Origin of the sequence: Streptomyces sp. NPDC047974 (assembly GCF_040653375.1) — a bacterium.
Taxonomy (GTDB): Bacteria; Actinomycetota; Actinomycetes; order Streptomycetales; family Streptomycetaceae; genus Streptomyces.
In genome coordinates this window covers 1-12193 of the sequence record NZ_JBEZNU010000023.1, presented here as the reverse complement: position 1 = coordinate 12193, position 12193 = coordinate 1, and the positions used below count along the sequence as shown (strand labels likewise).

Here is a 12193-nt window from a genome sequence, read left to right as displayed (position 1 = left end):
CCGCGTCCCCTCACCCGCTTCTCCTCACCCGCTTCTCCTCACGCGCGGGCGGAGGAGCGCCTCGGCGCCTTCCAGGCCGTGAGCAGCTCGTCGGTGGTGGCGATGGTGGCGACGAGGGAGAGGGTGTTGCGGATCATCGCGGGGGTGTAGTCGGCCGGCACCCCCGCGATGGCGTCCTGCGGCACGACGACGGTGTAGCCGAGGTTCACCGCGTCGAAGACGGCGTTGGGTACGGCCACGTTGGCGGAGACCCCGGTCACCACGAGGGTCCGGCAACCGAGGTTGCGCAGCAGCGCGTCCACGTCCGTACCGGCCAGCGGGGAGAGGCCGTGCAGCCGCCGCACCACCAGGTCCTCGTCGGCCACCTGGATCGGCTCCGCGATCCGCACCGCCGTGGAGCCGCTGTGCTGCTGCACGGGCAGCCGGGCCGCGGCCCGGAAGAGTCGGGCGTTGCTGTTGGAGCCGCGCCCGTCGGGACGCCGCTCGGCGACGGCGTGCACCACCTGGACGCCGGCGCCGTGGGCGGCGTCGACGAGCCGGGCGATGTTGGCGAGGGCGCCGGACCTCCGGGCGACGGCGGCGAGTTCGGGCAGGGCGCTCTCCGCGCCGACGACCCCCCGCTGGCATTCGACGGTGAGCAGCACGGCCCCGTCCGGGCGCAGCCGCTCCTCGCGCTCTTCCCCGCGTCCCATCGCTCCCCCTCGCACCGGCCCGCCTCTTGCACGGGCGCACAAGAGGGACCCATGATTTCTGACGTCTCATCAGAAATCCAGAAGGGTGCGGACGATGACCGTCGCACAGCGCCATGGACGCAGGATCATGATGACCCCGGAGGAGCTCGACTCCTTCCTCGCCGAGCAGCGCACCTGCCGGGTCGCCACCGTCTCCGCCGACGGCCGCCCCCATCTCAGCGCGCTCTGGTACGCCTGGGACGGCACCTCGCTCTGGCTGTACTCGCTGACCCGCAGCCGCCGCTGGGCCGAGCTGCGCGCCGACCCCCGGATCTCGGTCCTGGTCGACGACGGCGAGGAGTACGGCGACCTGCGCGGGGCCGAGCTGTCGGGGACGGCGGTCTTCGTCGGCGAGGCTCCGCGCACGGGCGAGCCGTGTCCGGAACTCGACGCGGTGGAGCGCCTCTTCGCGGCGAAGAACTTCGGCCTCGACGCCATGCCGCACGACGGCCGGCACGCCTGGCTCCGGCTGACCCCGGACGCCGTCGCGTCCTGGGACTTCCGCAAGCTGGCGACGCTCTAGGGAGGGCGTCGGGGCTCCGGGGAAGCCGGCGGGCCTCCGGGGAAGCCGGCCGGGCTCAGTCGGCGTGCGGCCGCCCCGCCTCCCGCAGCGCCTCGACGACCGCGCGCAGCGACGGGCGGCGGCCGGCGTCGGTGCGCCAGGTGGCGTAGATGTGCCGGCGCACCTGCTGGCGTACGGGCACGCAGACGACCCCCTCCGGGTGCGGCCGGCCGAGCCGGGGCGTGACGCACACGCCGAGTCCGGCGGCGACGAGGGCGAGCTGGGTGTGGTGCTCGCCGGCGAAGTGGGCGATGCGGGGCTCGATGCCCTGGGAGCGGAGGGTGAACATCAGCCAGTCGTGGCAGAACTCGCCCTCCGGCCAGGACACCCACTCCTCGTCGGCGAAGTCCGCCAGGTCCACCGCCTCCCTCCCGGCGAGCCGGTGCCCTGCCGGCAGGGCCACGTCCGCCGAGTCGTCGAGCAGATGGGCCCGCTCCAGCTCGCCGGGGACGGGCGCCCGGCGGTTGCTCCAGTCCAGGACGATCGCCAGGTCGGCGTCGCCGCGCAGCACCGCCCGCACCCCCTGCTCGGGCTCGAACTCGGCGGTGCGGACCCGCAGGTCGGGGTGGCGGGCGCGGAGCGCGGCGAGGGCGGCGGGGAAGAGGCCGCGGGCGGCGGTCGGGAAGCCGACGAGCCGCACCTCGCCGACGACCTGGCCGCGCTGGGCCTCGATGTCGGCCTGGGCGAGCTGGACGTGGGAGAGGATCCGGGCGGCGTGCTCGGCGAGCAGCATGCCCGCGTCGGTGAGCCGCACCCCTCGCCCGTTCTTGGCGAGGAGCCGCTGGCCCACCTCCCGCTCCAGCTTGGACAGCTGCTGGGAGACGGCGGAGGTCGTCACGTGCAGACCGTCGGCGGCGCCGCTGACGGAGCCGTGCCGGGCGACGGCGTCGAGGGTGCGCAGGCGCTCCAGGTTCAACATGTAAGCAATGCTAAGCGAAAGGGTCGACGTAATCTCGCTTGTCCTACGAAGTCGTCGCCGTCACCCTGAGTACATGACCCGAGAAGCCGCCCCGACCCGCTCCCCCTCGCCCCTCCTCGACTGGCGCGTCCGCTTCGGCCTGCTGGCCCTGATCTGGGGCTTCAGCTTCCTCTTCATCAAGGTGGGCACGGACGGCGTCGCGCCCTTCCAGGTGACCTTCGGCCGGCTGCTCTTCGGTACGGCGGTGCTGGTCGTGGCGCTGGCCGTGAAGCGGGACCGACTGCCGCGCGGGGCCCGGACCTGGGGCCATCTCGCGGTGGCGGCGTTCCTGCTCAACGCGCTGCCGTTCTCGCTCTTCGCGTACGCGGAGCTGACGATCCCGTCGACGCTGGCGGGGATCTGCAACGCGACGACCCCGCTGTGGGGCATGGTCCTCTCGCTGGTGGCGCTCTCGGAGGACCGGCCGACCCGGGTGCGGGCGGCGGGCCTCGGCATCGGCTTCGTCGGCGTCCTGACGGTCCTCGGCGCGTGGCAGGGCTTCTCGGGCATCGACGTCACGGGCACGGCGCTGGCCCTCCTCGCCTCCTTCAGCTACGCGGTCGGCTGGATCTACGTCCGCCGCACCCTGAGCGGCACGGGCTCCTCGCACCTGTCCCTGGCGACCGCCCAGGTCGGCACGGCCACCCTGCAACTGGCCCTCGTCACCCCCTTCTTCACCTCGCTCCCGGACTCCGTCGAGCTCCTGCCGCTCCTCGCGGTGGTCGCCCTCGGCGCCCTCGGCACCGGCTACGCGATGCTGCTCCAGTACGGCGTGGTCGCGGAGGTCGGCCCGACGACGGCCTCGATGGTCACGTACTTCATCCCCGTCATCGCCACGGCGGCGGGCGTCGCCTTCCTGGACGAGCACCTCGCCTGGAACACCCCCGTGGGCGCCGCGATCGTCCTCCTGGGCGCCGCCCTCACCCAGACCCGCACCTCCCGCCGCACACCCACGCCCACATCCACGCCGCCTCAGTCCGGCACCAGGACCCCGTCGGCCCCCGCCGCGGCCTCCTCGGCGAACTCCTCGAACCCCAGGTTGCCGAGCTCCAGATTGACGTGAACCGACTCGACGGAGGCCGGCGAGAGCCGGAACTCCCTCGGCGCGGGCGAGTCGACGAGTTCCCGGTAGTACACGGGGTCGAGCGCGCTCTCGTCCTCCCACAGCGTGTCGACGGCGAGCAGCGCCCGCACGGGCGACTCCATGGTGTGTCCGTCCGCGAGGAAGAGGGCGTGCGGCCCCTCGTCGCCCGCCATGGCGACCAGCACCTCCTCGGCGCTCGCCCCCGACCAGCACGGCGCGTCGAGCACCAGCACGCCGACGTCGGCGTCCCCGTCCGGCCGGCCGAGCTCCGCGAGCACCCGCCGCCACGCGGCGTCGTCCCCGAAGTCGGTCCTGACGACGAACGCCGCCCACGTGTCCCATGCCTCGATCGCGCGCCGCGCGTCGTCCCGTCGCTCCTGAGCCGTCATGCCGAGGACTCTCGCACGCCGGTCGGACACCGCCCCGGTGCCGGACTCCTCAGCCGTAGCTGCGGGCCGGGGCCGGGCCCGCGGCCGCCGCGACCGCGTCGGCGAGGGGGGCGATGTCGCCGGGGGCGAGCGGGGAGACGGTGAGGCGGACGGCGGGCCCCGAGGCGATACGGAAGCGGGCGCCGGGGGCGACCGCCCAGCCGGCGGCGAGCAGGCGCGCGACGGCGCCGGTCTCGTCGGCGACGGGCACCCAGACGTTCATGCCGCTGCGCCCGTGGGCCTCGACGCCCCGCCGGGCGAGGGCCAGGACGAGGGCGTCGCGCCGCTCCCCGTACGCGTCGGCGACGGTCTCGGGGTCGACCGCGCCCGTGGTCCACAGGTGGACGACGGCCTGCTGGAGGAGGCGGCTGACCCAGCCGGGGCCGAGGCGCTGACGGCCGAGGACCCGGTCGACCGTCTCGGGGTCGCCGGTGAAGGCGGCGATGCGCAGGTCGGGGCCGTACGCCTTGGCGACCGAGCGGACGAGCGCCCAGCGGTCGGTGACCCCGGCGAGCGGCCTCAGCCGCCGGGTGACGATGCCGTGGCCGTGGTCGTCCTCGACGAGCAGCACGCCGGGGTGCGCGGCGAGCACCCGCCGCAGCTCCGCGGCCCGCCCTGCGCCGACGCAGGCGCCCGTGGGGTTCTGCACCCGGTCGGTGACGATCACCGCGCGGGCGCCGTCGTGCGTGATCGCCCGCTCGACCCGGTCGGCGAGCGGCCCGTCGTCGTCGACGGCGACCGGCACGGGCCGCAGCCCCAGGGCGGGCACGAGATCGAGGAGGCTGCCCCAGCCGGGGTCCTCGACGGCGACGGCGTCACCGGGCCTGAGGTGCACGGCGAGGATCCGCTCGATCGCGTCGAGCGAGCCGGAGGCGACGCCGACGGGCCCGTCGGGCACCCCGTCCGCGTCGAACGCGGCCCGGGCGAGCCGCGCGAAGTCGGGGTCGACGGGCGCCTCCCCGTACAGGCCGGGCCGCTCCGCGTACCGCCGGGCGGCCTCGGCCAAGGCCTCGCCGAGCGGCGGCAGCAGGGCCGGGTCGGGGTTGCCGCGGCCGAGGTCCCGGACCCCCGGCGGCGCCTCGACGCGCAGCGAACCGCGCGCGGTGGTGGCCGGCCGCGGCCGCACCCGGCTGCCGCGCCGCCCGTCGGTCTCGATGACCCCGCGCTCCCGCAGCGTCCGGTAGGCGGCGGCGACCGTGTTCGGGTTCACCCCCAGCGCGGCGGCCAACTCCCGCATGGGCGGCAGCACATGGCCGGGCTCCAGCGCCCCGCTCCCGACCCCCCGCTCCACGCTGGCGGCGATCTCCGATGCGCGACGACCCTCGATCCGATACTCTCCTAGCACAAACCACATTATGCACTAGTGCAATACGAGGGGCAAGGGAAGCAGAACCATGAGCGTCATCGACGGCCACACCCCCGCGGACGGCTACACGCCCACCGACCGCACCGTGCCCACCCGCTCCCGGCAGCGCGCCTCCTACGACCGGGCGCTCGTGCACGCCATCCTCGACGAGGGGTACGTCTGCCACCTCGGCTTCCTACGCGACGGCGCCCCCGTCGTGCTCCCCACCCTCTACGGGCGGATCGGCGAGCGGCTGTACGTCCACGGCTCCACCGGCTCCCGCCCGCTGCGCATGGCCGCCGCCGCGCAGCCCGGCACCACCGGCGCCGCCACCGAGGACCCCGGCCTCCCCGTCTGCCTCACCGTCACCCACGTCGACGGGCTGGTCCTCGCCCGCTCCGCCTTCCACCACTCCCTCAACTACCGCTCGGTCGTCGTCCACGGCACCGCCCACCAGGTCACCGACCCCGAGGAGCGGCGCGTGGCGCTCGACGCCCTCGTCGACCAGGTCGTCCCGGGCCGCTCGGCCGACGCGCGGTCGGCCGACGCCAAGGAGCTGGCCGCCACCGCCGTCATCCGGCTCGACCTGGAGGAGGTCTCCGCCAAGGTCCGCTCCGGCGGCCCCAACGACGACCCCCGGGACCTGGCCCTGCCGCACTGGGCGGGCGTGGTCCCGGTCGCCCCGCGCGCCGGCGCCCCCGTCCCGTCGGCGGACCTGGACCCGTCGATCACCCTGCCCGCCTACCTGACGACGCTCTGAGGGGCCCCGATGCTCATCCACCCCTGGGACGCCGCCGGCGACGAGACCGAGTGGCGGGAGTGGCTCGCCCGCCACGACTTCGGCCAGATCGCCGCCAACGGCCCGCCCGGCGAACCGCCCCTGGTACAGCCCGCGCACTTCCGGTACGAGGCGGAGCCGGGCCCGTACGGCCGCGTCCTCACCCACCTCGCCCGCCCCAACCCGCTGTGGCCCGCCCTGGAGGCGAACCCCCGGGTGCTGCTCAGCGTCGTCGACGACTACGTGTACGTCCCCGGCACCTGGACCGCCCCCGAGGGCGCGCCCTCCGGACACGGGACGCCGACCTCGTACTACGCGGCCGTGCAGCTGCACTGCCTCGCCCGCGTGGTGGACGACCCGGCGGAGAAGGCCGAGCTGCTGAACCGGCAGGTCGGCCACTTCCAGCCGGACGGCGGGACCGCACGGGTCGCGCCCGGCGAGGCCCCCTTCGGGCGGCTGCTCCCCGGCATCCGGGGCCTGGTCCTGGAAGTGACGGAGGTGCGCGCCAAGTTCAAGTACGCGGGCAACAAGCCGCCCGAGGTGCAGCGCCGGATCGCTGCCCGGCTCGCGGAGCGGGCCGGCCCGGGCGACCTCGCCGCCCGGGCCCACCAGCTGCGCCGCCTCGCCGCGGAGGCCGGCGGCTGACCCGCTACGCGGCCGCGGGCTCCACCGCGCGGCGCCGCTCCGCGGCCGTCCTGGCCTCCGCGAGGGCGAGCCCGGTGACGGCGGCGAGCAGCAGCACGGTGCCGAGCACGGTCGTGGCCGTCAGCTCCTCGTCGAGGAGGGTGACGGCGAGGAGCGCGGCGCTGACCGGTTCGAGCAGCATGATCACGGAGACGGTGGCGGCCCGGACGACCGCGGCGCCCGCGAAGTACAGCGCGTAGGCGAGGGCGGTCGGGATGGCCGCCACGTACAGCAGCAGGAGCAGCAGCCGGACGAGGTCCTCGGTGTGCGGGAGCAGTCCCTCGACGACCGCCAGGGGCAGCACGACGAGCGCCGAGACGCCGAAGGTCCACGCCGTGCTCGCGAGCGAACCGGCCTCACCGGTGCCGGCCCGGCCGAGCCACCGGGTCAGCAGGGTGAGGGCGGCGAAGCCGGCGGCGGACAGCACCGCGTAGCCGATGCCGGCGAACCGGACCTCCGCTCCCCCGCCGCCCAGGACCAGGACGACGAGCCCCGCGAGCGCGCCGGCGACGGCCGCGAGGCCGCCGATGCCGAGGCGCTCGCCCATGGTGACGCGGGCGCCGACCGCGATGAGGACGGGCCCGGCGCCGAGGGTCACGACGGTCCCGACGGCGAGCCCGGTGGACTCGACGGCGGCGAAGTAGGCGGTCTGGAAGACGGCGAGTCCGACGCCGGTGCCGACGATCCGGATCAGCCGAGTCCGGCGCGTCTCGGCGACGGCCGCGGCGGTGCGTCCGGACCGTCGCGTCCGCCGCGTCCGCGGCAGGCGCAGCGCCGGGACGGCGAGGAGGAGCAGGAGCCCGCCGGCGCAGCGCCAGAACGAGAGGGCGAGGGGACCCATGTCGCTGCTCCGGAAGACGAGGGAGCCGGCGGCGCCGGCGGTCCCCCACGCGATTCCGGCGACGACGAGGTAGACCAGGCTCCGCCCGACGGGCAGGGCGGGGTGCGCGGCAGGACGGGACTGCGGGTTCGACACGTGGTTTCTCCGTGAAGACGGTCGTCCGTGCGGACGGACCGGGGTGAAGGGTGGTCGCCTGCTCCGCGCGCGGGCAGCGACGGACCGCTCGGGGGCGAGGTGTCGCCCGCCCGAGCCCGGCCGGTCGTCTTCGGGAGGAAGGAGCCGCGCGCGCTAGGCGACGGGCGGCGGAAGAACGGTCGCATGCATGGCCGTCACCCTACGGGGTGGCCCTTCCGCCGGACAACTGCCCTTCGCCTGCCGCCGGGAGGGCTTCGCCGCCGGAGCCGGCGACCGGCCCCTCGGCCGGCGCCTTGGGGGCGGCGGACTGGGCGATGAAGGCACCGACGAGGACGAGCGCGCCGCCGATGAGCTGCGGGGCGTCCAGGTGCTCGCCGAGCAGCACCCAGGCAAGGACGGTCGCGACGACCGCCTCCAGGCAGGCGACGACCCCGGCGACCTGCGGCGAGAGCCGGCGCACCGAGACCACGCCGGTGACGTACGCGAGGACGGTGGCGATCAGGACGATCCAGCCGAGCAGCAGCCAGGCCGGCACGGCGCTCCCGCCGAGGTCGGCGCTGCCGGCCAGGACGGAGGTGTCCATGCCCCACGGGCGGGCGATCACGGTGAGCACGAGGGCGCCGATGAGCAGTCCGTACGCGATCACCCCGAGCGGGTCGGCGGGTTCGGCCTCGTCGGTGCCCTGGTCGGAGAGGACGAAGTAGCCGACCTGGCAGCAGGCGGCGGCGAGCGCGAGCAGCAGGCCGAGGAGGTCGAAGCTGAGCCCGGACCAGATCTGGACGACGCAGGCGAGACCGCCGACGGCGAGCACCACGCCGAGGGCGGCGGCGCGGGTGACCGGCCGCCGCTGGACGAAGCGGACCCAGCCGAGGACCAGGGCCGGGGCGAGGTACTCCAGGAGGAGGGCGACGCCGACCGGGATCCGGGAGAGGGAGGCGAAGTAGAAGGCCTGGACGCCGGCGACGGCGAGGAGGCCGAAGCCGACGAGGAGGCCGGGCCTGCGGCGCAGCAGCCCCCGGTGGTGCCAGGCCACGGGCAGCATGACGAGCGCGGCGCCGGCCACCCGGAGCCAGACGACATGGAGCGGATCGAGTCCTGCCTCGATCAGCGGCTTGGCCGCCACTCCCGAACCACCGAATGCGAAGGCCGAGGCCAGGGCGAGTCCCAGGCCGGCGCTTCTCCCCTGAGACGCGTGCATCGGGCCATGATGACAGGAGCCGGTCAGGCGCGTAACCCCTGTCGCACCTGTTGAGACGGCACCCCGGGAGAACCCTCCCCTGCCCCGGAATTCACCCCTCCGCGCCCTGCTCCGCCGCCCCGCCCCCGGCGGCCGGCTCCTCGCCGTCGAGCGCACCGGCCCCGGACCCGCGCGGCGCGATGACCGAGGCGAGCGCCGCGGCGCGGGCGCCGAGCACGGGCGGGTCGATCCCGGCGTGCCGGAGCACCTCGCCGGCCCGGCTGGCGGGGTCGGCGGCGAGCCCGGCCAGCAGGTCGAGCCCGTGGGGCTGCTCCTCGCCGCGCGCGGCGGCGCGCCGCAGCGCCTCCTCCAGGGCGGCCGCGGCGGCGGGCGACCAGCGGGAGGTGCGGCGGCGCGGCGCCTCCCCGGCCCGTACCGCGGGCAGCGGGCGGGGGGCCGCGTCGCCCTCGGCGGAGCGCTGCCAGCGGAGCCCGTATCCGATCGAGCGCTGGACGAGGTAGCCGAGGACCCGGGCGACCCGCTCCTCGCCGTCGAAGGCGGCGCGGGTCTCGGGGTCGGACTCGACGAGGGCGTGCAGCAGGTGGGCGGTGTCGACCTGCCGGTCGCCGTCCCGCAGGGCCCGGCGGCGGGCTGCGCCGAGCACGGTGGCGAGGAGCGGCGCGGGCCCGGCGGGAGCCGGGGGCACGAGGGGGCGGGACGGGACGGAAGGGTGCACCCTGCCACCTCATCAGGCGCGCCCGCGCGGGTCATCACACGGGAGAACCATGTCCGCGTCCCACCGGAGTCGTGCGCGACCGCGCGGCTCCTCCTCCTCTGGGAGGAGATCCGGGCGATTTCGCTCGCGCGGCGCGCGCCGCCTTGCCTCGCGCCCCGATCGCAACCACGAGCCGCCGCCGAGCGTCCTTCCTGTGTGTTCTGGATGGTCGGTCTGCCCGCGCGCGACGGCCGGCAGTTCGTGTACCGGGTGTACGCACCCCGGGAGGCGCTGCCGGGCGATCTGTTCTGGGCCGCGTTCCACTGCCACGAGGAGGACGGCGGTCCGCGGGTCTCGGACTGCTTCGACGCGGCCGAGATCCGGTGGATCGGCGGTACGGGTCCGGCCGCCGCAGAACTGACGGTTCATCAGTATTGAATGTTCACGCCCCTCCGGCTACGTTCCGCGACACCAGAACCCAGCGGGCACGCGTGAAGGGGTGGTCGTCATGGCCGAAGTCACCGCGGAGGCACGGATCGAGGCACCGGCCGGGAAGGTGTGGGAACGCCTCACCGACTTCGGCTCCTACGGGGAGTGGAACGCCACCCACACCAGCTTCCCGAACGGCGGCCCGGAGACCCTGGCCGCCGGTTCCACCTTCACCGAGAACATGAAGCTGATGGGCTTCCCGGCCGAGGTGCTGTGGACGGTCGAGGAGCTGGAGGACGGCCGGGTCCTCGCCATCCGCGGCAAGGGCCCGATGGGCGTGATCGTCGGCACCCGCTACTCGCTGGCGGACGCGGACGGGGCGACGACGGTCCGCATCGACGGCGAGTTCACCGGGGCGGCGGTCTCCCTGATGGCCGGGAAGCTCAAGGACTCGGCGACGGCGGCGCTGAACGAGTCGCTGCGCAAGCTCGCCGGCCTGGTCGCCTGACCCCGTACGCACGGAAGGGCCCCTCGGCGGCGCACGCCACCGAGGGGCCCTTACCCGTTCACCGCCGGCGCCTGCACCGGCACCGGCCCCGGCCCCGGCCCCGGCCCCGGCTCAGTGCTCGTCCGCGAGGATGAGGTACAGCTTCTTCCGGGCCTCGTTGATGACCTCGACGGCCTTCGTCCGCTGCTCGGCGCTGCCGGTCTTCCAGACCTGGCCGAAGGCCTCCATCAGCCCGAAACCGGCCTGCCGGACCTCGTTCATCGCCTCCCAGTCGACACCGCGGCCGACCTCCTCCCAGGGGGCCTCGGCACCGGCCTCGGCCTCCTCGCGCCCGGAGTCGGTGAGCGAGAAGAGCTTCTTGCCGCCCTCGCTCGCGCTGACGATCAGCCCCTCGTCCTCCAGCAGCTGGAGGGTCGGGTAGACCGAGCCGGGGCTGGGCTTCCAGGCCCCGCCGCTGCGCTCGCCGATCTCCTGGATCATCTCGTAGCCGTGCATCGGGCGGTCCTTGAGCAGCGCCAGGATCGAGGCGCGCACATCACCGCGGCGCGCCCTCCCCCGGCCGCCCCCGCGACCGCGCCCGAAGGGCCCGCCGCCGAAGCCGGGCCCGCCGCCGAAGCCGGGGCCGAAGGGCCCGAAGGCGGCACGCCGTCCCTCGAATTCGCCCCGCGGTCCGGGTCCGCCGAAACCGCGCCCGGGGCCGCCTTCGCAGCCGTGTCCATGTCCGTGTCCATGAGTACGCATCGCAACGCTCCTTCCGTGAGATTCATCGTCGAACTGTCGCGATGGCTCAACGATATATCGGAACTGTTCGTCGAGCAACCCACCGACTGCCACCGACCGCCGTCGTCCGCCGTCGACCGGTCCAGAGATCCCCGATTGGCCTGCGCCCGCCCCCTCGGGCCGCGGGTACGGTCCGTGCCATGCGCATCCGAATCGTCGACGCCTTCACCGACCGGCCCTTCTCCGGCAACCCCGCCGGAGTCCTCCTCCTCGACTCCGCCGACTCCTTCCCGGAGGACGACTGGCTGCGGAAGGTCGCCGCCGAGGTCAACCTCTCCGAGACCGCCTTCGCCCACCCGCTGCCCGCCGGCGGCGAGGCCGACTGGGCGCTGCGCTGGTTCACCCCGACCACCGAGGTCGACATGTGCGGCCACGCGACCCTCGCCACCGCGCACGTCCTGCACACCACCGGCGCCGCGACCGGGCCGGTCCGCTTCGCCACCCGCTCGGGCGTCCTCGGCGCCGTCACCGGCGCGGACGGCGGCATCACCATGGACTTCCCGACCTCGTCGCTCACCCCGGTCCCGGCCCCGGACGGCCTGGCGGAGGCGCTCGGCGCCGAGATCGTCGCCGTCCACGACACCGCCGCCCACATCGGCGACCTGGTCGTCGAGCTGCGCGACGAGGCCACCGTCCGCGGCCTCGACCCCGACCACGCGGGGCTCCGGGCCCGCTCTACCCGCGGCGTGATCGCGACGGCGCTCGCCGCCTCCCCCGCGAACGGCTACGACTTCGTCTCGCGCGGCTTCTTCCCGGCCGTCGGCATCGACGAGGACCCGGTCACCGGCAGTGCCCACACCGCGCTCGCGCCGTACTGGTCGGCCCGCCTCGGCCGCCACGAGCTGACCGGCTTCCAGGGCGGCGCCCGCACCGGCCTGGTCCGCACCCGGCTGCGCGGCGACCGCACCCACCTGACGGGGCACGCCGTGACGGTCATCGAGGGCGAACTGCACGCCTGAGGCCCCGCCCGGAGACACCGGAGGGGCGTACGGCACCGGTGCCGACAGCACGCCCACCACGATCGCCACGAAGAAGTAG

The 12193-nt window shown here is 75.2% G+C and carries 15 protein-coding genes; 7 read left to right on the top strand and 8 right to left on the bottom strand.

All coding sequences use genetic code 11. The features are described from left to right. Positions 1-38: 38 nt before the first annotated feature. Positions 39-692 (bottom strand): cysteine hydrolase, encoded by a 654-nt coding sequence (locus tag AB0E19_RS27765; protein ID WP_362184916.1) that lies wholly within the window; start codon positions 690-692, stop codon positions 39-41. 94 nt (positions 693-786) lie between these two features. Between AB0E19_RS27765 and AB0E19_RS27760 the strand changes: the two genes are divergently transcribed. Beyond that, positions 787-1254 carry a pyridoxamine 5'-phosphate oxidase family protein gene (locus AB0E19_RS27760; RefSeq protein WP_362184915.1) on the top strand — a complete coding sequence of 156 codons (468 nt, stop codon included), beginning with the start codon at positions 787-789 and terminating at the stop codon, positions 1252-1254. A 55-nt stretch (positions 1255-1309) separates the two neighbouring features. Here AB0E19_RS27760 and AB0E19_RS27755 read toward each other — a convergent pair whose 3' ends face one another. After that, positions 1310-2212: a LysR family transcriptional regulator gene (locus AB0E19_RS27755; protein WP_362184914.1), complete on the bottom strand. Its 903-nt coding sequence runs from the start codon at positions 2210-2212 to the stop codon at positions 1310-1312. Positions 2213-2285: 73 nt separating this feature from the next. Between AB0E19_RS27755 and AB0E19_RS27750 the strand changes: the two genes are divergently transcribed. Continuing rightward, positions 2286-3314, top strand: coding sequence for a DMT family transporter (locus AB0E19_RS27750; RefSeq protein WP_362184913.1), 1029 nt, complete (start codon positions 2286-2288; stop codon positions 3312-3314). Here AB0E19_RS27750 and AB0E19_RS27745 read toward each other — a convergent pair. After that, positions 3224-3724 (bottom strand): hypothetical protein, encoded by a 501-nt coding sequence (locus AB0E19_RS27745; protein WP_362184912.1) that lies wholly within the window; start codon positions 3722-3724, stop codon positions 3224-3226. The genes AB0E19_RS27750 and AB0E19_RS27745 overlap by 91 nt on opposite strands. Before the next feature lie 49 nt (positions 3725-3773). Next, the gene (locus AB0E19_RS27740) at positions 3774-5108 is read right to left on the bottom strand and encodes an aminotransferase class I/II-fold pyridoxal phosphate-dependent enzyme (RefSeq protein WP_362184911.1); all 1335 of its coding nucleotides are present in this window, start codon (positions 5106-5108) and stop codon (positions 3774-3776) included. 49 nt (positions 5109-5157) lie between these two features. Here AB0E19_RS27740 and AB0E19_RS27735 point away from each other — a divergent pair, with 49 nt between their 5' ends. Continuing rightward, positions 5158-5868, top strand: a complete 711-nt coding sequence (locus AB0E19_RS27735; protein ID WP_362184910.1) for a pyridoxamine 5'-phosphate oxidase family protein — start codon at positions 5158-5160, stop codon at positions 5866-5868. 9 nt (positions 5869-5877) lie between these two features. Continuing rightward, positions 5878-6531, top strand: coding sequence for an FMN-binding negative transcriptional regulator (locus tag AB0E19_RS27730; protein WP_362184909.1), 654 nt, complete (start codon positions 5878-5880; stop codon positions 6529-6531). Between the two features lie 4 nt (positions 6532-6535). Here AB0E19_RS27730 and AB0E19_RS27725 read toward each other — a convergent pair whose 3' ends face one another. The 3 genes from AB0E19_RS27725 to AB0E19_RS27715 all read right to left on the bottom strand — a co-directional run bounded on the left by AB0E19_RS27725 (position 6536) and on the right by AB0E19_RS27715 (position 9429). Continuing rightward, positions 6536-7546 carry a DMT family transporter gene (locus AB0E19_RS27725; RefSeq protein ID WP_362184908.1) on the bottom strand — a complete coding sequence of 337 codons (1011 nt, stop codon included), beginning with the start codon at positions 7544-7546 and terminating at the stop codon, positions 6536-6538. A gap of 199 nt (positions 7547-7745) precedes the next feature. Then, positions 7746-8744, bottom strand: coding sequence for an EamA family transporter (locus AB0E19_RS27720; protein WP_362184907.1), 999 nt, complete (start codon positions 8742-8744; stop codon positions 7746-7748). A gap of 91 nt (positions 8745-8835) precedes the next feature. Then, a complete protein-coding gene (locus tag AB0E19_RS27715) occupies positions 8836-9429 on the bottom strand; it encodes a Clp protease N-terminal domain-containing protein (protein WP_362185026.1) in 594 nt (197 codons plus the stop codon). A gap of 225 nt (positions 9430-9654) precedes the next feature. Between AB0E19_RS27715 and AB0E19_RS27710 the strand changes: the two genes are divergently transcribed. Together AB0E19_RS27710 and AB0E19_RS27705 are read left to right on the top strand one after the other, a co-directional pair. Further along, positions 9655-9876 (top strand): hypothetical protein, encoded by a 222-nt coding sequence (locus AB0E19_RS27710; RefSeq protein ID WP_362185025.1) that lies wholly within the window; start codon positions 9655-9657, stop codon positions 9874-9876. Positions 9877-9946: 70 nt separating this feature from the next. Next, entirely contained in the window at positions 9947-10375 is a 429-nt protein-coding gene (locus tag AB0E19_RS27705) for an SRPBCC family protein (RefSeq protein ID WP_362184906.1), read from the top strand. Positions 10376-10486: 111 nt separating this feature from the next. Here AB0E19_RS27705 and AB0E19_RS27700 read toward each other — a convergent pair whose 3' ends face one another. Then, positions 10487-11116, bottom strand: coding sequence for a PadR family transcriptional regulator (locus AB0E19_RS27700; RefSeq protein ID WP_360606975.1), 630 nt, complete (start codon positions 11114-11116; stop codon positions 10487-10489). 179 nt (positions 11117-11295) lie between these two features. Here AB0E19_RS27700 and AB0E19_RS27695 point away from each other — a divergent pair, with 179 nt between their 5' ends. Beyond that, positions 11296-12114 (top strand): PhzF family phenazine biosynthesis protein, encoded by an 819-nt coding sequence (locus tag AB0E19_RS27695; protein ID WP_362184905.1) that lies wholly within the window; start codon positions 11296-11298, stop codon positions 12112-12114. The last annotated feature ends 79 nt before the right edge of the window (positions 12115-12193 follow it).

Excerpts from the sequence above, each read along its gene's own strand:
- AB0E19_RS27765 (WP_362184916.1), bottom strand. The coding sequence starts at position 692 with ATGGGACGCGGGGAAGAGCGCGAGGAGCGGCTGCGCCCGGACGGGGCC.
- AB0E19_RS27760 (WP_362184915.1), top strand. The coding sequence starts at position 787 with ATGACCGTCGCACAGCGCCATGGACGCAGGATCATGATGACCCCGGAG.
- AB0E19_RS27755 (WP_362184914.1), bottom strand. The coding sequence starts at position 2,212 with ATGTTGAACCTGGAGCGCCTGCGCACCCTCGACGCCGTCGCCCGGCAC.
- AB0E19_RS27750 (WP_362184913.1), top strand. The coding sequence starts at position 2,286 with ATGACCCGAGAAGCCGCCCCGACCCGCTCCCCCTCGCCCCTCCTCGAC.
- AB0E19_RS27745 (WP_362184912.1), bottom strand. The coding sequence starts at position 3,724 with ATGACGGCTCAGGAGCGACGGGACGACGCGCGGCGCGCGATCGAGGCA.
- AB0E19_RS27735 (WP_362184910.1), top strand. The coding sequence starts at position 5,158 with ATGAGCGTCATCGACGGCCACACCCCCGCGGACGGCTACACGCCCACC.
- AB0E19_RS27730 (WP_362184909.1), top strand. The coding sequence starts at position 5,878 with ATGCTCATCCACCCCTGGGACGCCGCCGGCGACGAGACCGAGTGGCGG.
- AB0E19_RS27720 (WP_362184907.1), bottom strand. The coding sequence starts at position 8,744 with ATGCACGCGTCTCAGGGGAGAAGCGCCGGCCTGGGACTCGCCCTGGCC.
- AB0E19_RS27705 (WP_362184906.1), top strand. The coding sequence starts at position 9,947 with ATGGCCGAAGTCACCGCGGAGGCACGGATCGAGGCACCGGCCGGGAAG.
- AB0E19_RS27700 (WP_360606975.1), bottom strand. The coding sequence starts at position 11,116 with ATGCGTACTCATGGACACGGACATGGACACGGCTGCGAAGGCGGCCCC.
- AB0E19_RS27695 (WP_362184905.1), top strand. The coding sequence starts at position 11,296 with ATGCGCATCCGAATCGTCGACGCCTTCACCGACCGGCCCTTCTCCGGC.